This window comes from Streptococcus sp. C150 (assembly GCF_000187445.1).
Classification (GTDB): Bacteria; Bacillota; Bacilli; order Lactobacillales; family Streptococcaceae; genus Streptococcus; species Streptococcus raffinosi.
In genome coordinates this window covers 1,481,478-1,505,416 of record NZ_GL698449.1, presented here as the reverse complement: position 1 = coordinate 1,505,416, position 23,939 = coordinate 1,481,478, and the positions used below count along the sequence as shown (strand labels likewise).

Below are 23,939 nucleotides of genomic sequence, written 5' to 3'. Positions count from 1 at the left end.
GATGACATATATCGATACACTTGGCCAACAGGCCAAAGTAGCAGGTCGTCAGATTGCTAAATTATCAACAGCAGCCAAAAACGACCTTCTAAACCAGGTAGCTAAAGCTCTAGTGGCTGAAAGTGCCTATATTATCACTGAAAATGCTAAGGATATGGCTAATGCCAAGGAAAATGGTATCTCTGAAATCATGCAAGACCGCTTGCTCCTAACGGAAGATCGTATTGCAGGGATAGCGGAAGGTGTCCGTCAGGTCGCAGACCTCCAAGATCCTATCGGTCAAGTGGTGCGTGGCTATACGAATCTCGATGGCCTTAAAATCGTTCAAAAGCGTGTCCCTATGGGAGTTATCGCCATGATTTTTGAAAGCCGTCCAAATGTCTCAATTGATGCTTTTAGCTTAGCCTTCAAGACCAATAATGCCATCATTCTCCGTGGGGGACGTGATGCCATTAATTCGAATAAGGCTCTAGTTACAGTAGCCCGTAAGGCCTTGGAAACTGCAGGAATTCCAGCAGATGCCGTTCAGTTAGTTGAAGATACCTCTCACGAAGTAGCAGAAGAACTCATGGCGGCGACTGAGTACGTAGACTTGCTCATCCCTAGAGGTGGGGCCCGTCTCATCCAAACGGTTAAAGAAAAAGCCAAGGTTCCAGTCATTGAAACAGGTGTCGGTAACTGTCATATTTATGTGGATAAATATGCTAATTTGGATATGGCGACACAGATTGTCATCAATGCAAAAACGCAGCGACCAAGCGTTTGTAACGCTGCAGAATCGCTGGTCGTTCATGCTGATATTGCGGAAGACTTCCTACCTCAATTGGAAAAGGCTATTTCTAAAGTTCATGCTGTTGAATTTCGTGCAGATGAGCGTGCTTTGAAAGTAATGGACAAAGCTGTTTCAGCCTTACCAGAAGACTTTGCGACAGAGTTTTTGGACTACACAATGTCTGTTAAAGTGGTAGATAGCCTTGACGAGGCTATTGGCTGGATTAACACTTACACGACATCGCATTCAGAGGCTATCGTGACTCAAGATATTAGTCGTGCTGAGCAATTCCAAGACGATGTTGACGCTGCAGCTGTTTATGTTAATGCCTCAACTCGCTTCACAGATGGTTTCGTCTTTGGACTAGGTGCTGAAATCGGAATTTCAACTCAGAAAATGCATGCCCGTGGTCCAATGGGACTGGAGGCCCTAACGTCAACCAAGTTCTATATTAACGGACAAGGACAAATTAGAGAATAACCCATCAAGCTCCATGAGGAGCTTTTTTAAGTTAGTTTGCTAGACGACAGGTCTTCTGATATACTGGTGGTATCAAGAGTGAGGAGATTTTGCCATGTTTAAAGCTTATAAGAAGTATTGGATGGGCTATTTCGATTTTACGGGACGTTCAAGCCGCTCAGATTATTGGTTGGCAGTTTTAGCGAATACGATTGTAACTATCATTTTATTTACCGTGGTTATAGTTGCCATTGTATTTGATAGTCCAGATAGTCATTATCATATTATTCTTAAATTATTGTATGGGCTTGCAATGGTATATTTCTTTGCTAACTATATTCCATCTATTGCCCTTCAGGTACGTCGCTTGCGTGATGCTGGTTTTCATTGGGCATTGATTTTCTTACGCTATGCGCCTGTTATAGGCGATATCGTTCTGTTGGTTTTGTTTTGTCAACCCACAAAAGTAGAATTTCCTTTCAACCAGTTCAATAATCCACAACAATAATAATGACATAACAGCCTTGCGAGGCTGTTCTTTAGTCAATTTGTCAAATTCTTTTTTTATTGCTATACTATAAGTATCAAAAAATGAGGAGATTTTATTATGATCGAAGCTTATAAGAAGTTTTGGAAGGGCTACGTAGATTTTGAGGGACGTTCAACACGTTCAGATTATTGGTTTGCGTATTTGGCAAATATGTTAACAGTTATTGCTTTTTATGTGTTGCTCGCAATCTTTGGAGGCATTGCAAATGCGACAGAATCAAGCTTTTTAGCTGTTATTTCATTTATCATCCTATTTATCTTTTTTGCCTTTGGTATTGCTGCGCTTTTACCTGGTATTGCTGTAACAGTTCGCCGTTTACGTGATGCTGGCTACAATTGGGCATTTATTTTTATTCCTTTAATTCCATTTGTCGGTGGTATTATCTTCATTGTTTTGCTCTGCCAACCAACGAAAGTAGAAGTGCCATTTAACAACTTCAATAACCCACAGCAATAATGACAACCAACCAACTCTTAGAGTTGGTTTTTTTATGCCAAAAAAGTTTTATGTTAATGTTGCACATTTTAATATTTCTGATATAATCTTATCTGAGACTAATCAATACTAAAATATAATTTAAGAAATGTGAATAACTTATGAAACTATTTCGTCACTTGAAAGAAAAACGTTACCTTATTTTGGCATTTACCCTACCAGCTCTTTTATTGGCTTTGGCTATTGTCTTTTTCCGTCCTACTCATCATCATGCCGAGGTAGGAGTGAGGGTCAGCACCAAACAGTCGTCATCAAAAGCTAAGGCTTCCTCTAAATCATCTAGCTCTAGCTCATCATCAGCATCAACGTCTAGCGAGTCATCAAGCTCTAGCACCGCATCCGTAGCAGCTAGTCAGGCACAGGCAGCCACAACGACTCCTTCTTCAGTCCAAGGGACTTACCAAGCGCCACAGTATAATTATGCTCCCCCAACAACTTATACCGAATCACAAAATGATGCTTCAACATCTACGATTTATAACGGGGATGTTAACTCTACTGTAGCCGAATAGAAAGATTATTATGAAAAAGAAATTATTGTTATTAGTAACTGGCTTATCTAGCCTAGCCCTATTAGCTGCTTGTTCAAATCAGTCTAATCATTTATCATCTACCAATTCTTCCTCATCAGTAGAGCGATCCCAATCAGATAGCAGCGAAAGCTCAAGTGAAGAGGAAAAAGTGGATACCTCTGCTTATGATGACATCATTAGTAAGTATCAAACAGCTGTAGCTGACAATCAAACTGACTCTTCAATTAATCCTTTGGTGGTGGGATATGCTCATTCTCAAATGAATCCTGCCTCAACGGTCTATACTTACCGTGATTTGGATGGTAATGGGGTTGACGAGTTGGTGTTTGCTTTTAAGCCTGGTAAAGTCTTTCAAGACTATATGATTACGGATATCTATACTATTTCTAAGGATGATGGTCAGGTCATTCGTCTGACAGAAGGTCAACAACTGGGTATGTTGGGTGAGCGTATGACCTTGGCTTACCTCAAGGATAAGACGTTTAGCTACTATGGTAGTGCCGGTGCCACAGCAGGTGGCGGTTCAGGTTACCACTTTAATAATGACGGTCAGTCTCTTGTCAAAGACGACAGCGATTCAGGTGCTGAAAAAGCAGATCTTTCTGATTGGGATTGGAAGGACTTGGACAGTGCTTCAAGTAATAGTAGTTCTAAAACATCGTCGGAAGGTAAAACAAGCTCAAGCTCACTTAAGCCTGATGAACTGAAAAATGGTAACTACAAGTCAGCTGTAGGCACGTGGAAGTCCTCAGATGGAAAGACCATCACCATTACTTCGGACGGACAGTTGGATTTCTGGGGACATACTTACCCTATCGACAAAGTCTCAGCCAATCAGTATGTGTCTGGGATATATACTTTAACTTATGTTGATTCTAGTCCAGTAGGTAATACGCCAATTCAGCTATGTCCTAAGGGAGTTAGTGATGCTGGAGACAGTAGTAAGGACCGTATCCTAGCGACGAATGGGATGCCTTCAGAGGAAGATTATTATTACAGAGTAGACTGATTTTTGATAACCAATCTATAATTTATAAAGCCAGGCCCTGGGTCTGGTTTTTTTGCCGTCCTAACAACTTTCAAGGCGAGACAATTTCTCTATTCTTGTGCTATAATAAAAGTTATGACTAATGAATTTCACCATGTAACCGTTCTTTTACACGAAACTGTTGATATGCTTGATATCAAGCCTGATGGCATCTATGTCGATGCGACTTTGGGTGGCGCAGGACATTCGTCTTATCTATTGTCACAATTGTCTGAAAAAGGGCATTTGTACTGTTTCGACCAAGACCAAAAGGCTATTGATAACGCCCAAGGACGTCTGAAAGACTATATTGACAAGGGAATGGTGACTTTCATTAAGGATAATTTCCGTAACCTCAGGTCTAACCTTGAAGCTCTGGGAGTGTCTGAAATTGATGGCATTCTCTACGATTTGGGTGTGTCTAGCCCACAGTTGGATGAGCGTGAGCGTGGTTTCTCCTATAAACAGGATGCCAAGCTGGATATGCGTATGAATGAGGAAGCTAGTTTAACGGCCTATGAGGTGGTTAATACTTATCCTTACAACGATTTGGTGCGTATTTTCTTCAAGTATGGTGAAGACAAGTTCTCTAAACAGATTGCACGTAAGATTGAGCAAGCACGTCAGGTCAAACCTATCGAGACGACGACGGAACTGGCGGAAATTATTAAATCTGCTAAGCCTGCCAAGGAACTAAAGAAAAAGGGCCATCCAGCCAAACAAATTTTCCAAGCCATCCGAATCGAAGTCAACGATGAGCTTGGTGCTGCGGATGAGTCTATTCAGGAGGCTTTGGACCTATTAGCTGTGGATGGTCGTATCTCGGTCATTACCTTCCATTCTTTGGAGGATCGTTTAACCAAACAGCTTTTTAAGGAAGCCAGTACGGTAGATGTGCCTAAAGGCTTACCCTTTATTCCCGAAGACCTCCAACCTAAGGTAGCATTAGTAAATCGCAAGCCTATCCTGCCTAGCCAGGAAGAATTAGAAGCAAACAACCGCTCGCATTCTGCTAAATTGCGTGTGGCTAAAAAAATCAGGAAATAACTATGGAAAATCAGGAACATCAGGTTGTTAATAGAGCCCTTAGAAACCATATTCGTTTTATGACACGTATGGAAAAGGCCTTCTATTCGGCAATTGTTTTGACAGCTGTTGTGATGAGTATCTCGGTTGTCTTTTTACAGGGACGTAATCAGGCCATCAAGCAACAAATCACAGACCTTAATAGCAAGATCAGTGATAAGAAGACAGAGCTTAACAATGCAAAACAGGCAGTGAATGAGTTGACTAACTCTGATCGTATCAAAGAGATTGCTAATAAAGCAGGCCTGTCTATTAATAACGATAGTATTAAGAGTGTGAAATAGCCAATGAACAGACTAAGAAAACTTAAACATTTATTTCTAAATTATGTCGTAAAGGATAGGCGAAAACCTGCCCAGAATCGACAGCATGTTGGTCAGAACCTTATGGTTCTCAGTATCTTTATCTTTTTCGTCTTCATTATCAACTTTGTGGTAATCATTGGGACAGATAGTAAGTTTGGTGTTGATTTATCTACACAAGCTGCTAAGTCATATAACACTAAAACCACAGTGGCTGCCAAACGTGGGACGATTTACGACCGAAATGGAAATGTTTTGGCTGAAGATTCAACCAGTTACGCCATTTACGCTATTGTGTCAACCAGCTATGTCTCAGCAACGCAGGAGAAACTCTACGTTCAAGAAAGCCAGTTTGATAAGGTTGCCGATATTTTAAAGGACAAGCTAGGAATTAAGAAAAGCGATGCTCTAGCTCAATTGCGTACTAAAGGTGCCTATCAGGTTTCCTTTGGTCTAAAGGGTAAGGGTATCACCTACTCAGTTAAAGAGGAACTTGAAAAGGCTTTTAAGGATGCAGATATCAAGGGTATGGCTTTTGAAGCGACAACCTCACGTATGTATCCTAATGGAACCTTTGCTTCAGAGTTTCTTGGCCGTGCCGAAGCTGTTGAGAATAAAAAAGACGGATCTTATTCATTGGTCGGTCAAACCGGTTTAGAGCGTTCGCTGAATAGCCTTTTGACAGGGAAAGACGGCGAAGCCATCTACGAGAAGGACAAGGACGGTAATACTCTTCTTGGAACGGAAACTGTTACCAAGGAAGCTATTGATGGTAAAAACATCTATACGACCTTATCAGCGCCTCTTCAAACCTTCTTGGAAACGCAGATGGATACTTTTATGGAGGAAACTCAAGGGGTTAATGCTTCAGCGACAGTTGTCAATGCAAAAACAGGTGAAATTCTTGCGACGACACAACGTCCTACCTATAACTCTGATACCCTCGAAGGACAAGCCAAGAAAAGTTATGACTGGGTTAACCGACTTTATGAGGCCCAATATGAACCAGGGTCAACCATGAAGGTGATGCTCTTGTCATCGGCTATCAATAACGGAAGTTTCAATCCTAATGCGACCTATAGCAATGCCAATGGTATCAAGGTTGATGATGTTGAAATCAATGACTGGTCTATTAATGAAGGTATCTCGTCAGGTCGAACCATGTCATTTGCCCAAGGCTTCTATTATTCAAGTAACGTTTTGATGACCATGTTGGAACAAGAGATGGGAGACAAGGTTTGGTCAAACTACCTATCACTCTATAAGTTTGGACTTCCAACCCGTTTTGGGATGGTAGGTGAATCTTCAGGGGTTGTCTCAAGAAACTCTGTGAATATTGCTCAATCATCCTTTGGACAAGGGATTTCAGTGACTCAGGTTCAGATGCTTCGTGCTTTTTCAGCTATTTCTAACAACGGTGTTATGCTGGAACCTCAATTTATCAAACAAGTTGCGGATGTCAACCAAGGCACTGTTCGTACGGCTAAGAAAGAAGTTATTGGTAAGCCAGTTTCTAAGCAGGCTGCTTCTGAGACCCGTAATTATATGATTTCTGTTGGTACAGACCCAGAGTTTGGTACCCTGTACAACAAGTCTGAAGGTTCGCCAATCATTAAGGTTGGTAACTATGATGTTGCGGTTAAGTCAGGAACAGCCCAAGTGGCCGATGAAAAGACAGGAACCTATAAGGTTGGGACCAACGAAACGCTCAACTCAGTTGTAGCTATGGTTCCTTCTGATGATCCACAATATGTTATGTATGTAACAGTTCAGGAACCTAAGACCTGGGATAATAATTTTTATGCGACGGTGGTTAACCCTGTCCTAGAAGAAGCCATGTCCATGGGTGATACGCTTGATAGCTCTGTTTCTGAAGGTAGTGGAAAGACCGATGAAACGAGCTATCAAACGGGTGACATTATTGGAAAACGCCCAGGTGAGACGGCTAATACCCTTCGCCGAAACTTGACTCATCCCATTATTCTGGGTGTTGGTGATAAGATTGAAAAGGTTTCTGTAGGTGCTAAAGAAAATATTAAAGCTAATCAGCAAATCTTAATCATGACCAATGATTTCACCGAACTTCCAGACATGTATGGATGGACCAAGGATAATGTTGAAACCTTTGCTAAATGGAAAGGTATTAAGATTACATACAAGGGTGGCAAGTCAGGAACTGTTACCAAACAAAGCGTTGCGGCAGGAAAAGCCCTGTCTAAAACTAAGAAGATTACCATTACTTTAGGAGATTAAGATGACTATGAGTCTGATAGCGGGCGTGATTGCCTTTGTGTTAACGGTACTAGCCATGCCTCACTTTATTACTTATTACAAGATCAAAAAAATTGGTGGCCAACAGATGCACGAAGATGTGAAACAGCACTTGGCCAAGGCTGGAACACCAACCATGGGAGGAACGGTCTTCCTCGTAGTTGTGATTTTGGTTAGTTTGATTTTTAATTTCCATGTCTTTAGTAAGGGACACCAAGCCTATGGTGCCCCAGTAGGGATACTCTTTGTACTCTTGATTTATGGTATCATTGGATTTCTGGATGACTTCCTTAAGATTTTCCATCAAATCAATGAGGGGCTTAAACCTTGGCAAAAGATGGCCTTGCAAATTATTGCCGGTTTGCTTTTCTACTTTATTCATGTCCTTCCGAGTGGTACAGATAGTCTAGCTATTGGTGGTTTGACCATTCATTTAGGTGTTTTCTATATCATCTTTGTCCTCTTCTGGATTGTTGGTTTTTCAAATGCGGTCAACTTGACAGATGGTATTGATGGTCTGGCTTCCATCTCTGTGGTTATCAGCTTGATTGCCTATGGGATTATCGCTTTTGTTAAGGGTGAGTTCGCTATTTTAACAATCATCATCACTATGATTGGTGCCCTTCTTGGTTTCTTTGCCTTTAACCACAAGCCAGCCAAGGTCTTCATGGGAGATGTCGGTTCCTTGTCACTTGGTGCCATGCTTGCCGTTATCTCTATCGCCCTACGTGTAGAGTGGACATTGCTTTTGATTGGTTTGGTTTATGTCTTTGAGACAGCTTCTGTCATGTTGCAAGTCAGCTACTTCAAATACACTAAGCGTAAGTATGGTGAAGGTCGTCGTATTTTCCGTATGACACCATTCCACCATCATCTTGAATTGGGTGGTCTCTCAGGTAATGGAGAGAAATGGTCAGAGTGGAAGGTTGATGCTTTCCTTTGGACTGTTGGAGCTCTTGCAAGTGCCCTTACCCTTTGGATGGTTCTTGGAAACGTTATGAAATAAACGAAAAAGAGCAGAAATGCTCTTTTTCTGTTATAATGGTAAGGATAGACTAGATAGAAAAGAAGTAAGTAAAGATGTCATTTAAAGATTTTAATTTTAAAACATTTATTCAGGAGGCCCTTGACGAGATTAAGTTTAAGGAGCCAACGCCTGTTCAGCAGAAATTGATTCCCGTAGTCCGTTCAGGTCGTGATTTGGTGGGTGAATCAAAGACGGGGTCAGGGAAGACCCATACCTTCCTCTTGCCAATTTTTGAAAAGCTCAGCCCAGAGAGTGGGGATGTGCAAGTAGTGATTACTGCGCCGTCACGTGAATTGGCAACACAAATTTACCAGGCGACAAAACAGATTGCCAAACACTCTGCGACAGAAATTCGTGTCGTTAATTACGTAGGTGGTACGGACAAGCAACGTCAGATTGAGAAACTTAAGGTAGCCCAACCTCATATCGTTATTGGGACACCTGGGCGTATCTATGACCTCATTAAGTCTGGTGACTTGGCAATTCATAAGGCCCATACCTTTGTTGTTGACGAAGCTGACATGACTATGGACATGGGATTCTTGGATACTGTAGATAAGATTGCGGCAAGCCTGCCTAAGGAAGTTCAAATCTTGGTCTTTTCTGCGACGATTCCTCAAAAATTGCAACCGTTCTTGAAGAAATACTTGACCAATCCGGTCATGGAACAAATCAAAACTTCAACGGTTATTGCAGATACCATTGATAACTGGTTGGTATCTACTAAGGGGCGTAACAAGAATGAACAGATTCTTGAGATGCTTAAGGGGATGCAGCCATATCTGGCAATGATTTTCGTTAATACCAAGGAACGTGCGGACGATTTGCACAGCTATCTAGTGTCAAATGGTCTTAAGGTTGCGAAAATTCATGGCGGTATCCCACCACGTGAACGTAAGCGTATCATGAATCAAGTCAAGAAGCTTGATTTTGAGTATATTGTAGCAACTGACCTTGCAGCGCGTGGGATTGATATTGAAGGGGTTAGCCATGTTATCAATGACGCCATTCCTCAAGATTTGTCATTCTTTGTTCACCGTGTGGGACGTACAGGGCGTAATGGTTTGTCAGGAACAGCCATCACCCTATATCAACCAAGTGACGATTCCGATATTCGTGAGCTTGAAAAGATGGGAATTACCTTTGAGCCGAAAGTCTATAAGGACGGTGAGTTTCAAGATACCTATGACCGTGACCGTCGTGCCAACCGTGAAAAAGCCTATCAAAAACTTGATACAGAAATGATTGGTCTGGTTAAGAAGAAAAAGAAAAAAATCAAGCCTGGCTATAAGAAGAAAATCCAGTGGAAGGTTGACGAGAAACGCAAACGTGAACGCCGTGCGGCCAACCGTGCTAAGGGCCGTGCTGAGCGTAAAGCTAAGAAGCAAAGTTTCTAAGTTTGGCTTTTAGGTAACAGTAAATTTTGATTGCAAAAAATTCAAGAGGTTGAAACTATAAGGTTTCAGCCTTTTTGATTATTATCAAATTTTTGAGAAAGTCAAAAGACCTTATTTAGTTTGAAGATAAATTCTTCTTTTGAGCCTAAGGTCTCAAAACTTCCCAACGCTTATGACTACAAAGTTTTAGGTGTGTTTATCACAGGAGAAAGTCTTAGTATATGCTCACTACACTCGCAAAATAATTGGCTGTCTTAAGGACTGGAAATGTGATGAATAAATAGTTTTCTACTATTTACTACAAAAAAACCAACAAAATGATACAAAAGAAAGTTGATTTTGATAATTTAAGCTAAACTAAAAACATATAGAATGCCTTATTAATAATAGTTGACACATTTTAAATAGCTTTATTAAAGCCATTTTTAAAAAGATTTGATTCTATAATTTTTATGGAAAAATGGAAAATTATTGCAAAAGACAAGTATGAATTATTACTTGAAACTTGTGATAATTTCAATGATTTTTTAATATATACTGCAACTGATGGAGGTAATCACCATGAATACAATATTACGAGCCTGTCATTTGAATAAATCATTTGGAAAACAAGAGATATTAACCGATCTCAATTTCGAAATTCATAGAGGTGACATTGTTGGCTTAATTGGGAAGAATGGCTGTGGAAAGACTACTTTAATGAAGATGATCTTAGGACTTACTCCACTCACAAAAGGGAAAATTCAATTTAAAGGGGATTCAGAATATACTACTAAAAGAAATAGTTTAAATAAAATAGGTTTTCTTCTAGATTATAAATTATTTGAAGATTTTTCTGCAAATGATAATTTGAAATTATTCTCTATGTATTCTTCATCATTTGATAAAAGTGAACTAGATAAACGGATTAATAAGTTGTTAAAATTTGTGGGTTTAGATAGTAGCAAAAAACTAGTAAAATCTTACTCGTTTGGTATGAAACAGAGATTGGGTTTGGCACTGGCATTACTAGATGATCCTGAATTTTTGATTTTAGACGAACCGTTTGTTGGTTTGGATCCCACCGGAGTTAGAGTTCTTCTAGATTATATTGTGAAGTTACGCCGTGAAAAAAGGGTTACAATATTAATCTCATCACATCAATTACATGAAATTGAAGAAATTTGTGATTATTTCTTATTTATAAATGAAAAGAGTATTGAAACACATACTAAACTAGGAAAAAATAAAATAATTATTACTTTAGAATATGCAGTGCCAGAGTTGGAACAAAGTCTTAGTAAATTAGTTACCCTAAAAGAAGGTCAGATAATCTTACCACATGATATGATGTTATTGAATTTGATTCTGAAGCTCATTTATAAATATAATTGTGAGATAAAAGGAATCGCGATGAGTGACTCTATTGAAGAATTATTTAGGGGGTGAAAAAATGCAATCAATCGTTTTAGCAGAACTATATAAATTATTGAAACGGAAAAATTTTATTATATTAGCTATACTATCATTGTGGTCTTTGATTTATGGTTTTGGTGCCTTTTTACATTGGGACTTTGTAAAAATAGGGGCTAAATTAGATTTAGTTACCTTTATCTCCACGATGTGGACATTTTTATTAATATTAACTATCCCGTTATTATTAATTTTATATACTTCTTCCTTTATTTTAGGAGGAGAGATTCAAGGAGGACAAATTTTATTAGAGGTAAATAGAGTCACTAGTAAGAAAATATTGATAGTCTCTAAGTATATTGTTGTTATCCTATCAATATTATTTTTATACATCTTAAATTGCTTGACGTCGTTAGTCACTTATATTTGCTTTATATCTCATACTGAGTTCGGTTATACACGATTTTGGGAGCTACATGCTACAAATGTACAATCAATAGTAGTTAGTTTAGTGAATTTAGGATTTATTATTTTGCTTGCTAGCATTGCTTTTTATCTATCACTAAATATTTCGGCAATAATGGCTTCGTTTGCAAGTCTAGGTGTTTACTTTTTATGTCAACTTCTATCAAATATTACTATGATTTCTAAATTTATTCCTGGATATTTTTTTGTTGTGCCTAATTATCACTTTACAATTGGATTATCTCTAATTCATTTACTAAGTTATTTTTTGCTTTGTATACTGTTATTGATTGCTACCATGAAAGGGTTTGAAAGTAAGGCGTTTTGAATGATATAATATTAGAAAAAGGAATTTATAGAGACAGATGTATAAAGTAGCAATTTGTGATGATGATAGCTTACAAGTGAGTAATTTAGAAACTCATATTTCAAAATACTTTGATGAAATCAATGTCCAATATGAAATTGATGGCTATTACAAAGGAGACCGTCTGGTAAACACCATGAGTGGACAGAATGACAACTATCACTTGATATTTTTGGATATTGAAATGGAGGGTCTAAATGGTATAGAGACTGCTAAGTTATTGAGAAATATTGATAAAAATTTTATACTCATTTATGTCACAAGCTATGAGCAATATGCTTTAGAAAGCTTTGAAGTCTCTCCATTTCGTTATCTAATAAAACCTGTATCTATTGAAAAATTAAGAGAGGTTCTCAGAGATGTTCTGGTAGAATTAACTGCAAAACAAAAATTTATGTTTTATCAGATAGGTACGGAACATTTCCAAATAAACTTAGATAATATTGTGTGTCTATATTCTGAGTTTGGTAGGAAAATCCACCTTGAATTAGTTAGCGGTAGTGATACATCATTTTATGGGAGGATATCAGCAATTGAAAAAGAATTACCTCCAACGCATTTTGTTAGGGTTAATAGTGGAACAATGATTAATTTAAATCATATAGCTTCATTTAATCGGAATGATGTAACTATGATAAATGGCAGTTGTATTGCTATTAGTAGAAGTCGGAAGAAAGTCGTGAGAACAGCATACAGCCATTTTATTGAGAGGAGTTTCGGTTTATGATTGATGTATATAAATCAGTGGGACTGCTCTCTCTTTTTTTATTCCAAAGCTTTGTTGTTTGGTTTTATTTACAACACTTTTTTGTGATCAGAATTCCCAAAAGCAAGTTTTATTGTTTGATCTTATTTGTTTATTTTATTGGGCACACATCAATAACAATAAATCATAATACATTGTTAGATTTTAAACTCTTATCTTTGCTATTAACTTTCTTGATTCTTTTCCTCTTTTTATCGGGAGATGTGATGAAAAAGGTATTTCATTATTTATTCCTGATCTTTTGGTTTTTGATTCAAGAAGATATAACAATATTGCTATTACATCAAGTTCAACAAACAAAAGAAATCGAAATCTTTTTCGCTCAATTCTTTTTGATGTTTTTAACCCTTTTATTTGTGTTAGGCTTAAAACACTTTAAAATAGATAATTTATTTGAGCTGAACAAAATAGAATACGGTATCTTATCGTTGCCTCCATTTTTGTCAATTATTTTACTGTTATATAAGATTCCACTACCTTTAAGTCGAGTTTTGATATTTGATAGTTATTTATTATTGATAAACATTGTTATAATTGTGCTTTACAATTATTTAAGTGAAAAAAATTTTGATATTATCAAAGGCAAAATTGCTTTTGATGAAAATAGCATGACCAGTGAAATCATTCAACAAGAAGAAGAACTAGCAATTCTCAGACATGATTTAAAAAATATTGTTTCCTCAATAGATTTTTATGCAGATAGTAATGATTTTGAAAACATCAAAGCAATAACTCAGGAGATACTGGGACAGGAGGTTTTTAATCGCAAGATTACAGGATGTATACCAATTGACGCTATATTAAATCAAAAAATATCTAAAATGAAAAAAGATGGAGTCCAGTTTCATCTAGATTTGCAAATCCCCTACAACTTAGATATAAGTTCGATTGCTATAGATTCTTGCGCTATTCTTGGAAATATTATCGACAATGCAATAGAGGAGATTGAACGTAATGGATTAACGAATCCAATCGAAATAGTATTACGTTTTAAGAATAATAAATTAGTCTTTAGAGTGGCGAATCCTATACTTACTTCTGAAATAGATATCAATTATGACGGAATGAAATCTATAAAATTACCTAATAGACGTGGTCTAGGAATAAAAAGTAGTTATGATAGAATCATGAAACTGAAAGGACATCTGAATATTAATATACAGTCAAATCAATTTGTGGTACTAGTTGTTATTCCGTTAAAAATAAAATAATTTGTAATTCCAAAGATGAATCCACCCCCAACAAAAAAGTAGTGACATTGATGTCACTATTTTTTTGTTGGCTTCTGACTTATAATCAAGTCAAAGCTTGAAATAAAGAGCTATGATTTGATTTTTTTGAGGAGGTTGTTTTAATGACAATACAAACTATTGATAAGATTGACATGCTTGATTCCAAAGATCTTTCTACCATTGTGGGTGCAGCATGTAGTTTTTGGGGAGCTACAGCTGCCGTAGGTGTCGGGGCTGTTGGGAGAGCCGTTAAAGGTGGTATTCAAACAGGTACTTGGCAAGGTGCAGCCTTAAAGGGTATTGGTTATGGTATTAAAGGTGGGATTACTTATGGCCTTACTTGTGGTTTTTAGACGACTAGTGAGTCAATTTTTTGGCCAAATAGTACTTGCTCTCCTAATTTATGGGCTTATATTCCTTGCTTGGCAACACTTTAGAGGAGAAGTTTTCTCAATTGTGTGCATCTATGTCAGTATATCCCTGGCAGATGACGTCTATCATCTCGCAGAAGAATATTTAAAAAAGAAAGTTAACTAGGAATACCTTCCTGTTTGAAAAATAGTTAAAGGCTTGGCGGATTGAATGTCAAGTTTTTTTATGGTAAAAGTGCTAAAATAGGAGTCATGAAAGACACGATTCGAATTCTCCATATTAACGATTTACATTCTCATTTCGAACAGTATCCACAACTTAAGCGAGCTGTGGATGATTTGAGTCAGACGGATAGAGAGCTGATTAAGGTAGATCTTGGGGACAATGTGGATAAGTCCCACCCCTTATCCGATGCGACAGCTGGACGTTTTAATGTCGCCCTGATGAATGAGTTGGGAATAGATTATGCGACTATTGGAAATAATGAAGGGATTGGACTGGCTAAGGCTGAGCTAGACTGTCTTTATGAGCAGGCTAATTTTCAGCCTATCATAGGAAATCTCAAGGACAAGGGCCGACAACCTGACTGGGCTAAGCCTTATCTGATTTATCAGACTAAAGCGGGGACAAAGATTGCTTTTCTAGCTTATACTTTTCCATATTATGTCACCTATGCTCCAAATGGTTGGGAGGTTTTGAATCCACTTACGCAGTTGGAGGAGGATTTGGCTCGTCCTGAGGTTCTGGATGCAGACATAGTCGTGCTGCTTAGTCATTTAGGAATCCGCTATGATGAGCAGATTGCAGAGACTTACCCTCAGGTGAATCTTATTATCGGGAGCCATACCCACCACCTGTTTGAAGAGGGCAAGTTGATTAATGAGACTTATTTGGCGGCTGCAGATAGGTATGGTTATTATATCGGCTGCATTGACTTGACTGTGGAAGACGGGCAATTAAGGGAGTGTCAGATTGTAGCTATTCCTACCAAAACCTATCTTTTAGATTTGGACAAGGAAGACCAAGTCTTTATTCAGGCCATGCGAGAGGAAGGCTATCGTCGATTAGCTCAGGAAAAGGTGGTTGATTTAGGTCGAAAATTGAGTTTTGATGAGACTTGTCAGGTGGTGCTAGAAGCTGTTTGTCAAGAGACGGATAGTCAGTTAACGGTTTTAAATACTGGACTCATCATGAAAACACTAGGTCCTCAAGTGAACATGGCAGACCTACAAGAAGCTCTGCCCCATCAAATGCGAATGGCCCGTCTGGTAGTGACCGGCCAAGAGCTCAAAGAAATTTGTCAAGAAGTTTTCACCAAGGCAGAACTCCTCAGAAATCAAACCATTAAAGGCATGGGCTTTCGTGGAAAAACATTTGGTCAGGTAATCACAGGGAATTTTGCTTACAAAAACGGTAATTTATTGTATAATGGTAGGGTTGTAGATTCTCATGAAAAGTTTAGTTTGGTCCTTGTGGATCAGTACTACTATGCTGCTTATTTCCCTACCATCAAGGAAAAGGATGCGACTCTTCTTTTTCCAGACCTGTTAAGGGAGCTTGTGGCCAAATATTTGAGAAAAAATGGTGCCAATTGGGATAAGAGCATTATCACAGCATCAAGATAGAAAATAAGAGTCAGCAGAAAGGATGGCACATGCGTAAAGAAATCTTGCCAGAAATGTTTAATTATAATAAATATCCAGGGCCAGACTTTGTGTATGTGGCCGACCTTCTGAAATCAGATGCCTGTCAGTTTACGGTTCTTGAAAATCATAAGGATGCCTTAGACGCGACCCGTTTTGGGCAACGTTTTTCTGAAATCATGCTCAAGTATGATTATATTGTTGGAGATTGGTCGAATGATCAGCTTCGTCTTAAGGGATTTTACGAGGACGAACGCCCAAATACTCGAAAGACGGAGCGTATTAGCCGTTTGTCAGAGTATTTGCGTGAGTACTGTGCCTTTGGTTGTGCCTATTTTATTTTGAAAAATGAAGAGCCACAGCTAATTGTCTTTGAAGAGGAGAGTGAGCCTCGACGCAAGCGTCGTCGTTCGAATAGTCGTCGCAACTCTTCTCAAGAAGCCAGAGAGAAAGATCGTAATGCTTCTCAAAAGAATAAGAGTCAAAAGGCTTCTGGCAAGCAAAAATCGGACAAGCCCAAACGAAGAGACAGGGATCAAGAGGGGCCAAGCTTTGAGAAAATCAAGCGACGTCCTAAGTTTAAATCAAGACCAGAGGATGGCGCCCGTGAGCGCAAGTCAAACTTTAAGAAAAGTCAGAAGCAGGCCTCAAAGTCTAAAATCCCCAATAACGTATCGAAGAAACCAAGCAAGACCAAGTCAGATGGTCATCATTTTACAATCAGAAAAAAAGGAAATTAAAGGATGTCAGAAGTAACAAGACAAGCAAAGCCAGAACGTCGTAAACGCCAGAAGTTGGAAGATATGGAAGGTTACAAACCATCTATCTATGGTCTCACTCGTGAGGAGTTGATTGACTGGGCTATGGAACACGGTGAAAAGAAATTCCGTGCCACTCAAATCTGGGATTGGCTCTACAAGAAGCGTGTGCAGTCTTTTGAAGAAATGACCAACATTTCTAAAGATTTCATTGCCAAGTTGAATGAGAATTTCTGCGTAAACCCATTGAAACAACGTATCGTCCAAGAATCTAAAGATGGTACCGTTAAATATCTTTTTGAATTGCCTGACGGTATGTTGATTGAGACCGTTTTGATGCGTCAACACTATGGTTTGTCTGTCTGTGTGACAACTCAGGTTGGCTGTAACATTGGTTGTACTTTCTGTGCCAGTGGTTTGATTAAGAAACAACGTGACTTGACTGCTGGTGAGATTGTTGCCCAAATCATGTTGGTTCAAAAATACTTTGATGACCGTGGCGATGGTGAACGTGTCAGCCACGTGGTTGTTATGGGTATCGGTGAGCCATTTGATAACTATGACAATGTGCTTCGCTTCTTGCGTACTATTAACAATGACAATGGTCTTGCTATTGGAGCACGCCACATTACCGTGTCAACATCTGGTTTGGCACCAAAAATCAAGGAATTTGCCAACGAAGGAGTTCAAGTGAACCTTGCGGTATCACTTCACGCGCCAAACAATGACCTTCGTTCAAGCATCATGCGCATTAACCGCTCATTCCCACTTGAAAAACTCTTTGAAGCGATCGAGTATTACATCCAGACAACCAACCGTCGTGTTACTTTTGAGTACATCATGCTTAATGAGGTCAATGACCACCCTGAAAATGCTCAAGAGTTGGCTGATTTGACTAAGAAAATCCGTAAGTTGTCGTACATCAACTTGATTCCATATAACCCAGTATCAGAGCACGACCAATATAGTCGTTCAACCAAGGAACGTGTGGCAGCCTTCTACGATGTGCTCAAGAAAAATGGGGTTAACTGCGTGGTTCGTCAAGAGCACGGTACAGATATCGATGCTGCTTGTGGACAATTGCGTTCAAACACCATGAAACGTGACCGTCAAAAGGCTGTGGCAGAAGCTTCCGGTAAATCAGAAGGTAAGTAAGATGTTTCAGCTTAAGACTTGGGTAGATAAGGATGGAGAACTAACACCAAAAGGAAGACAGGTAAGCCGAATGTTGGTTTGTGCCTATCTCCTTTGTTTAGTGTTCCTATGTTGGACACCCCAGTATGGGCTAGTTGAAGGTGTTGAAACTCCTGGTATTCAACATTTTGGTCGTGTAGTGGTGCTCTTGACACCCTTCAACAGTCTAACAAATTTTAATCAATTGGATAGTCTTAAGGAAATTGTCTTTGTCCTTGGGCAAAATGTGACCAATATTTTCTTGCTGAGTCCGCTGATTTTAGGACTCCTAGCCTTGCACCCAAGATTTAGGTCTTGGCAAAAGGTCCTTGTAGCGACGCTTGCCATGTCTTTGACGATTGAGGTCGGACAAGTCATTCTTGACCTTCTCATTGATGCTAATCGTGTCTTTGAGCTAGATGATTTATGGACCAATACTTTGGGAGGTTTGGTGGCACTAGGTGTCTACCGCCTCCTTGTAAAACTGATTCAAATGCATTTTAAAGAGTAAAAAACCTGGGAGCTTACGCGTCTCAGGTTTCGCTTATTTTCTATCATACAAAGATAACACATTCAAAAGAGGGAAAAATGAATAAACACTTTTGGAGAAACAATGAAACACTTAATGATGACACTAGTCACCGTATTAACACTAGGAGCAACGATGCCAACGGTTAAAGCAGATACTTATCAAAGCGGACGTGATTCCGATATTATGCGAGAAAGAGGGCAGGTTTGGAATTTTCCTGAGATAAAGAGAGAGCGTCAGGTTGCTAATTATAACACCGATGGTCGCTATCTCAGTGAGGCAACCAACTTTGAATTGTACAATTTCGTCAGAGAATATAAGACGTCTGATGACATCAGACGCATTTGGAACCCTAAGAAGGATGAATCAGTTATCCATGATAAGGAGAGTTACTCTATGGATGGTGGGAATAGAGTATATAATTTTGATTCCTTTGCCTATCAATTGCCAGAGTCTACTGACTTTGGGAAACTGACTTTTATTGGCTATTTTGAGCTAGAAGATGGGACAATCTACCGTTATTGGAAGTAAGCTGTCGTTAGACTAATAATCACCCATTTGTAAAGATAGGAGGAGTAATTTGTTTTTTAAGCAATCAATCATTGCAAAACTTTGGTGGTTTTTCAAGTTAGAAAAACGCCGGTATATTGTCGGGATTTTGGCACTGAGTCTGGTTTCGGTTCTCAATCTGATTCCTCCTATGGTTATGGGGCGGGTCATTGATGCTATTACATCGGGAAAATTGACCAATCAGATCTTGCTTTTGAATCTTGTGTATTTGCTTTTGGCAGCTTTAGGAATGTACTATTTGCGCTATGTTTGGCGCATGTATATCTTAGCGACCTCTTATCGCTTGGGTCAGATTATGAGGTCACGCCTTTTTGAGCATTTTACCAAGATGTCGCCTTCTTTTTACCAAAAGTACCGAACTGGTGACCTTATGGCCCATGCGACCAATGATATTAACTCTTTAACCCGTTTGGCTGGTGGGGGTGTCATGTCAGCCGTGGATGCATCTATCACAGCCTTGGTAACTTTAATCACCATGTTCTTCAGTATTTCCTGGCAGATGACCCTGGTGGCTGTCTTACCCCTCCCCTTCATGGCTTTTGCGACCAGTCGTTTGGGACGTAAGACCCATAAAGCTTTTGGAGAATCCCAGGCAGCCTTTTCAGAACTTAATAATAAGGTCCAAGAATCGGTGTCAGGTATCAAGGTAACCAAGTCTTTTGGCTATCAGGAGGCTGAGCTTCAGTCCTTCCAAGAGACCAATAAGATGACTTTTAAAAAGAATATGCATACCATGAAGTATGACAGCCTTTTTGATCCCTTGGTCTTGCTCTTTGTTGGTTCATCTTATGTTTTGACCCTTCTTGTCGGGGCCTTTATGATTCAGGCTGGTCAGATAACAGTCGGAAATTTGGTAACCTTCATTACCTATTTGGACATGCTGGTTTGGCCCCTGATGGCTATTGGCTTCCTCTTTAATATCACACAGAGGGGAAATGTGTCCTACCAACGTATTGAGACTCTTTTAGAACAGGAATCAGATGTTCAAGATCCTGCGCATCCTCTTCCAAGCATTGAAAATGGTCGTTTAGAATATGCGATTGACCGCTTTGCGTTTGAGGATGAGGATACTTTGCTAGATATTCATTTCACCTTGGACAAGGGACAAACCCTTGGTTTGGTTGGACAGACTGGCTCAGGGAAGACGGCTCTTGTCAAGTTGCTCTTGCGAGAGCACGATGTCAATCAAGGAGCCATCTATTTGAATGGTCATGACATCCGAGACTATCGCCTATCAGACTTGCGTAGCTTGATGGGTTATGTTCCTCAAGACCAGTTTCTCTTTGCTAGTTCTATTTTAGACAATGTCCGTTTTGGTAATACTGACCTCGCCCTTGATAAGGTGGAAGAAGCGACTAAGTTAGCTCAAGTTTATGATGATATCAAGGATATGCCTGAGGGATTTGAAACGATTATTGGTGAAAAGGGTGTCAGCTTATCAGGCGGTCAAAAACAACGTTTGGCTATGAGCCGAGCCATGATTTTGAATCCAGACATTTTGATTTTGGACGACTCCCTATCGGCAGTTGATGCCAAGACAGAACATGCTATTATTGAAAATCTCAAACATACCCGCAAGGACAAGACGACGATCATTACCGCCCATCGTCTGAGTGCGGTGGTGCACGCTGACCTCATCCTAGTCATGCAGGATGGTCGCATCATTGAACGTGGCCGTCATGAGGACTTGCTAGCCCAGGGTGGTTGGTATGCCAAGACCTATGAGTCTCAACAGTTAGAAATGGAAGGAGGAGAAGTCGATGCCTAATCAAAACCAATGGTCTGTGTTTAAGCGTCTCTTGACTTATCTCAAGCCTTACAAATTCTTGACCTTTCTAGCTTTGACCTTCCTCTTGTCCACAACGATTATTAAGAGTATCATTCCCCTTGTGGCCTCTTATTTTATCGACCACTATCTTCATGATATGAATCAGGCGGCAAGCTTGATTCTGATTGGTTACTATGGTCTTTATCTCTTGCAGACCCTAGTCCAGTATTTGGGAAATCTCTTTTTTGCGCGTGTGTCCTACAGTATTGTCAGGGATATTCGCCGAGATGCCTTTGCCAATATGGAAAAACTGGGGATGTCCTACTTTGACAAAACTCCAGCAGGCTCTATTGTTTCCCGCTTGACCAATGATACAGAGACTATTAGCGAGATGTTCTCAGGGATTCTGTCTAGCTTTATTTCGGCTATCTTTATCTTTGTGACCACCCTTTATACCATGATGATTTTGGACATTCGTCTGACAGGGCTTATTGTGCTCTTTCTTCCTCTGATTGTTCTTCTGGTTAACCTCTACCGCAAAAAATCAGTGGTTATTATTGAAAAGACCAGAGCCTTGCTTTCAGATATAAATGCCAAATTGTCAGAGAGTATCGAAGGGATTCGCATCATTCAGGCCTTTAACCAAGAGAAACGCCTCAAAAAAGAGTTTGATGCCATTAATGAGGAACACTTGATTTACGCCAGCCGGTCCATGTCACTGGATTCTCTCTTTCTACGCCCAGCCATGAGTTTACTGAAGCTCCTTGGCTATGCTGTTCTCATGGCCTATTTTGGCTACCGAGGTATCTATCTGGGCATCACAGTGGGGACCATGTATGCCTTTATCCAGTACATTAACCGCCTCTTTGATCCCTTGATTGAAGTGACGCAGAATTTTTCAACCTTACAAACCTCTATGGTCTCAGCAGGTCGGGTCTTTGCCTTGATTGACGAGCGTACCTATGAACCTGAACAGAGAGACACAGATGCCAAAGTTACTGAGGGGAACATTCGCTTTGAAAATGTCTCCTTCTCCTATGATGGTAAACACCAGATTTTAGATGACATATCCTTCTCTGTCAATAAAGGTGAGACCATCGCCTTTGTCGGTTCTACAGGTTCCGGAAAATCCTCTATTATCAACGTCTTCATGCGTTTTTATGAGTTCCAATCAGGACGAGTTCTTCTTGACGGTGTGGATATTCGTGATTATAGTCAAGCAGAGCTGCGTAAGAACATTGGTCTTGTCCTTCAGGAACCCTTTCTCTATCATGGTACAATCAAATCCAATATTGCCATGTATCAAGATTTAACTGATCAAGAGATCAGAGCCGCTGCTGAGTTTGTGGATGCCAACCACTTTATTGACAAACTTCCAGAAGGTTATGATGCTCCAGTTTCTGAACGAGGTTCAAGTTTTTCAACTGGTCAACGTCAGCTTCTAGCCTTTGCTAGGACCGTTGCTAGCCAGCCTAAAATCTTAATTTTGGATGAAGCTACCGCTAATATTGATTCGGAGACAGAGGCTATTGTTCAAAACTCTCTAGCAAAAATGCGTCAAGGACGTACAACCATTGCCATTGCCCATCGCCTATCGACTATCCAAGATGCCAACTGCATCTATGTCTTAGACAAGGGCCGCATCATCGAACACGGTAGCCACGAGGAACTTCTAGCCCTCGGTGGTACTTACCACAAGATGTACAGCCTACAAGCAGGTGCAATGGAAGGAGAGTAAGTTAGTCTAGACCATAGATTCTATATTCGAAAAGATTTCTTAAAAATCAAAATCGAGTAGTGACATTTATGTCACTACTTTTTTGTCGGCTTGCAACCTATAATAAAACCATAGCTTGAGAGAAAAAGCTAAAAAATAATATTTTAGGAGGTTGTTAGAATGACAACACAAACAATGAACAATTTTGAAACACTCGATCTTGAGGCACTTGCAAACGTTGAAGGTGGTGGATGGGTTAAGTGTTATGCCGGCACAATCGGATCTGCTCTAGTAGGATCAGCAGGAGGCCCAGTAGGTTACTGGGGAGGAGCTTTGGTTGGTTATGCCACATTCTGCTAATATTTAGGTGACTCTATGCTTAAAGATAAAAAAATGTATCTACTAGCCATTTTCCTTTTAGGATTTGGTATTGCTAACCTTTTTAGAAATTTAGATTTTGTTCATCATATCATTAATTTGGTGGGGTTGGCATTAATCACTTATAGTCTGATTTTTAGCAAATGGGAGCAACTCAAAAAATAGGAAGATTCCTGTGAGTACTCATCAGAATTTTTAAATCTAATAGGAACTGGATAAGTTGTGTCAATTGAGAAATGATATTTTTGAATATTGTTTCTCTGACATCACAACTCTCCGAGTACTATACTAAAAGTGTGATTGAGAGATCACACAATAACATTTAAGGAGGTAGTTGCCATGGCAACTCAAACAATTGAAAACTTTAACACCCTCGACCTTGAAACACTTGCTAGTGTTGAAGGAGGTGGATGTAGTTGGAGAGGCGCAGGTGGAGCGACTGTTCAAGGAGCTATCGGAGGAGCTATCGGAGGAGCGTTTGGAGGTAATGTAGTTTTACCAGTTGTAGGCTCAGTTCCTGGTTATCTAGCTGGTGGTGTTCTAGGTGGTGCAGGTGGTACTGTTGCCTATGGAGCAACCTGCTGGTGGAGCTAATCTATGGTATATTTTATTATAGGTTTTGTTGTTGCTTTGTTAGGTAATATCTTTTTCAACAAGGTCAATAAAAAATAAACATAAAAAATCATCTTGAACATATACGGGTATTTTCATAACAATTTTTAATAATTTGTTTATAAGATAGTGTTATTTTCTTTGAGCAAATAGTTTATTTTTATGTAGATGGGGAGTTAACTAATGATTACAGAACTAACGTATAACGACCTTGAAACCATCCAAGGTGGGGTATCTTGTATTATGCCTAGAACAAATAATAAAGCTGGTGGTAGCTA

25 protein-coding genes are annotated in these 23,939 nt (G+C 39.5%); all 25 read left to right on the top strand.

Features of this window, described 5'->3' with window-relative positions; genetic code table 11:
• The first annotated feature begins 1 nt into the window (after nt 1).
• The 25 genes from HMPREF0848_RS06840 to HMPREF0848_RS06715 all read left to right on the top strand — a co-directional run bounded on the left by HMPREF0848_RS06840 (nt 2) and on the right by HMPREF0848_RS06715 (nt 23,643).
• Nucleotides 2-1,252: a glutamate-5-semialdehyde dehydrogenase gene (locus HMPREF0848_RS06840; RefSeq protein WP_008535529.1), complete on the top strand. Its 1,251-nt coding sequence runs from the start codon at nt 2-4 to the stop codon at nt 1,250-1,252.
• 94 nt (nt 1,253-1,346) lie between these two features.
• Entirely contained in the window at nt 1,347-1,739 is a 393-nt protein-coding gene (locus tag HMPREF0848_RS06835; RefSeq protein ID WP_008535528.1) for a DUF805 domain-containing protein, read from the top strand.
• Nucleotides 1,740-1,838: 99 nt separating this feature from the next.
• The gene (locus HMPREF0848_RS06830) at nt 1,839-2,237 is read left to right on the top strand and encodes a DUF805 domain-containing protein (RefSeq protein WP_008535527.1); all 399 of its coding nucleotides are present in this window, start codon (nt 1,839-1,841) and stop codon (nt 2,235-2,237) included.
• Between the two features lie 140 nt (nt 2,238-2,377).
• Nucleotides 2,378-2,788, top strand: a complete 411-nt coding sequence (locus HMPREF0848_RS06825; RefSeq protein ID WP_008535526.1) for a Wzz/FepE/Etk N-terminal domain-containing protein — start codon at nt 2,378-2,380, stop codon at nt 2,786-2,788.
• A 10-nt stretch (nt 2,789-2,798) separates the two neighbouring features.
• Nucleotides 2,799-3,818, top strand: coding sequence for a hypothetical protein (locus HMPREF0848_RS06820; protein ID WP_037609070.1), 1,020 nt, complete (start codon nt 2,799-2,801; stop codon nt 3,816-3,818).
• Between the two features lie 114 nt (nt 3,819-3,932).
• Nucleotides 3,933-4,883: a 16S rRNA (cytosine(1402)-N(4))-methyltransferase RsmH gene (rsmH, locus tag HMPREF0848_RS06815; RefSeq protein ID WP_008535524.1), complete on the top strand. Its 951-nt coding sequence runs from the start codon at nt 3,933-3,935 to the stop codon at nt 4,881-4,883.
• A gap of 2 nt (nt 4,884-4,885) precedes the next feature.
• Complete coding sequence (ftsL, locus tag HMPREF0848_RS06810) at nt 4,886-5,206, top strand: cell division protein FtsL (RefSeq protein ID WP_008535523.1); 321 nt, start codon at nt 4,886-4,888, stop codon at nt 5,204-5,206.
• 3 nt (nt 5,207-5,209) lie between these two features.
• Nucleotides 5,210-7,477 (top strand): penicillin-binding protein PBP2X, encoded by a 2,268-nt coding sequence (pbp2x, locus tag HMPREF0848_RS06805; RefSeq protein WP_008535522.1) that lies wholly within the window; start codon nt 5,210-5,212, stop codon nt 7,475-7,477.
• A 1-nt stretch (nt 7,478) separates the two neighbouring features.
• On the top strand, nt 7,479-8,501 hold the full coding sequence (mraY, locus tag HMPREF0848_RS06800) for a phospho-N-acetylmuramoyl-pentapeptide-transferase (protein ID WP_008535520.1): 1,023 nt from the start codon (nt 7,479-7,481) through the stop codon (nt 8,499-8,501).
• A gap of 74 nt (nt 8,502-8,575) precedes the next feature.
• A complete protein-coding gene (locus tag HMPREF0848_RS06795; RefSeq protein WP_008535518.1) occupies nt 8,576-9,919 on the top strand; it encodes a DEAD/DEAH box helicase in 1,344 nt (447 codons plus the stop codon).
• 561 nt (nt 9,920-10,480) lie between these two features.
• Nucleotides 10,481-11,347, top strand: coding sequence for an ABC transporter ATP-binding protein (locus HMPREF0848_RS06790; RefSeq protein ID WP_037609068.1), 867 nt, complete (start codon nt 10,481-10,483; stop codon nt 11,345-11,347).
• A 4-nt stretch (nt 11,348-11,351) separates the two neighbouring features.
• Nucleotides 11,352-12,104: a membrane protein gene (locus HMPREF0848_RS06785; RefSeq protein ID WP_037609195.1), complete on the top strand. Its 753-nt coding sequence runs from the start codon at nt 11,352-11,354 to the stop codon at nt 12,102-12,104.
• A gap of 37 nt (nt 12,105-12,141) precedes the next feature.
• Nucleotides 12,142-12,870, top strand: a complete 729-nt coding sequence (locus HMPREF0848_RS06780; RefSeq protein WP_008535514.1) for a LytR/AlgR family response regulator transcription factor — start codon at nt 12,142-12,144, stop codon at nt 12,868-12,870.
• On the top strand, nt 12,867-14,120 hold the full coding sequence (locus HMPREF0848_RS06775) for a GHKL domain-containing protein (protein ID WP_008535513.1): 1,254 nt from the start codon (nt 12,867-12,869) through the stop codon (nt 14,118-14,120). Before HMPREF0848_RS06780 ends, HMPREF0848_RS06775 begins: the two co-directional genes overlap by 4 nt.
• Nucleotides 14,121-14,263: 143 nt before the next feature.
• Entirely contained in the window at nt 14,264-14,494 is a 231-nt protein-coding gene (locus tag HMPREF0848_RS06770; protein ID WP_008535512.1) for a hypothetical protein, read from the top strand.
• A gap of 270 nt (nt 14,495-14,764) precedes the next feature.
• Nucleotides 14,765-16,138 (top strand): bifunctional metallophosphatase/5'-nucleotidase, encoded by a 1,374-nt coding sequence (locus HMPREF0848_RS06760; RefSeq protein ID WP_037609062.1) that lies wholly within the window; start codon nt 14,765-14,767, stop codon nt 16,136-16,138.
• A 29-nt stretch (nt 16,139-16,167) separates the two neighbouring features.
• On the top strand, nt 16,168-16,896 hold the full coding sequence (locus HMPREF0848_RS06755; protein ID WP_008535510.1) for a YutD family protein: 729 nt from the start codon (nt 16,168-16,170) through the stop codon (nt 16,894-16,896).
• 63 nt (nt 16,897-16,959) lie between these two features.
• Entirely contained in the window at nt 16,960-18,069 is a 1,110-nt protein-coding gene (gene rlmN / locus HMPREF0848_RS06750; protein ID WP_156780999.1) for a 23S rRNA (adenine(2503)-C(2))-methyltransferase RlmN, read from the top strand.
• Between the two features lies 1 nt (nt 18,070).
• A complete protein-coding gene (locus HMPREF0848_RS06745; protein WP_008535508.1) occupies nt 18,071-18,598 on the top strand; it encodes a VanZ family protein in 528 nt (175 codons plus the stop codon).
• Nucleotides 18,599-18,700: 102 nt separating this feature from the next.
• Nucleotides 18,701-19,147, top strand: a complete 447-nt coding sequence (locus tag HMPREF0848_RS06740; RefSeq protein ID WP_008535507.1) for a hypothetical protein — start codon at nt 18,701-18,703, stop codon at nt 19,145-19,147.
• 49 nt (nt 19,148-19,196) lie between these two features.
• Nucleotides 19,197-20,954 (top strand): ABC transporter ATP-binding protein, encoded by a 1,758-nt coding sequence (locus HMPREF0848_RS06735; RefSeq protein ID WP_008535506.1) that lies wholly within the window; start codon nt 19,197-19,199, stop codon nt 20,952-20,954.
• Nucleotides 20,947-22,692: an ABC transporter ATP-binding protein gene (locus tag HMPREF0848_RS06730; protein ID WP_008535505.1), complete on the top strand. Its 1,746-nt coding sequence runs from the start codon at nt 20,947-20,949 to the stop codon at nt 22,690-22,692. The genes HMPREF0848_RS06735 and HMPREF0848_RS06730 overlap by 8 nt, the downstream gene beginning before the upstream one ends.
• 159 nt (nt 22,693-22,851) lie before the next feature.
• Entirely contained in the window at nt 22,852-23,031 is a 180-nt protein-coding gene (locus tag HMPREF0848_RS06725) for a Blp family class II bacteriocin (RefSeq protein ID WP_002891738.1), read from the top strand.
• Nucleotides 23,032-23,046: 15 nt separating this feature from the next.
• The gene (locus tag HMPREF0848_RS10750) at nt 23,047-23,214 is read left to right on the top strand and encodes a hypothetical protein (protein ID WP_008535503.1); all 168 of its coding nucleotides are present in this window, start codon (nt 23,047-23,049) and stop codon (nt 23,212-23,214) included.
• A 174-nt stretch (nt 23,215-23,388) separates the two neighbouring features.
• Nucleotides 23,389-23,643 (top strand): Blp family class II bacteriocin, encoded by a 255-nt coding sequence (locus HMPREF0848_RS06715; RefSeq protein ID WP_002951792.1) that lies wholly within the window; start codon nt 23,389-23,391, stop codon nt 23,641-23,643.
• Nucleotides 23,644-23,939 lie beyond the last annotated feature (296 nt).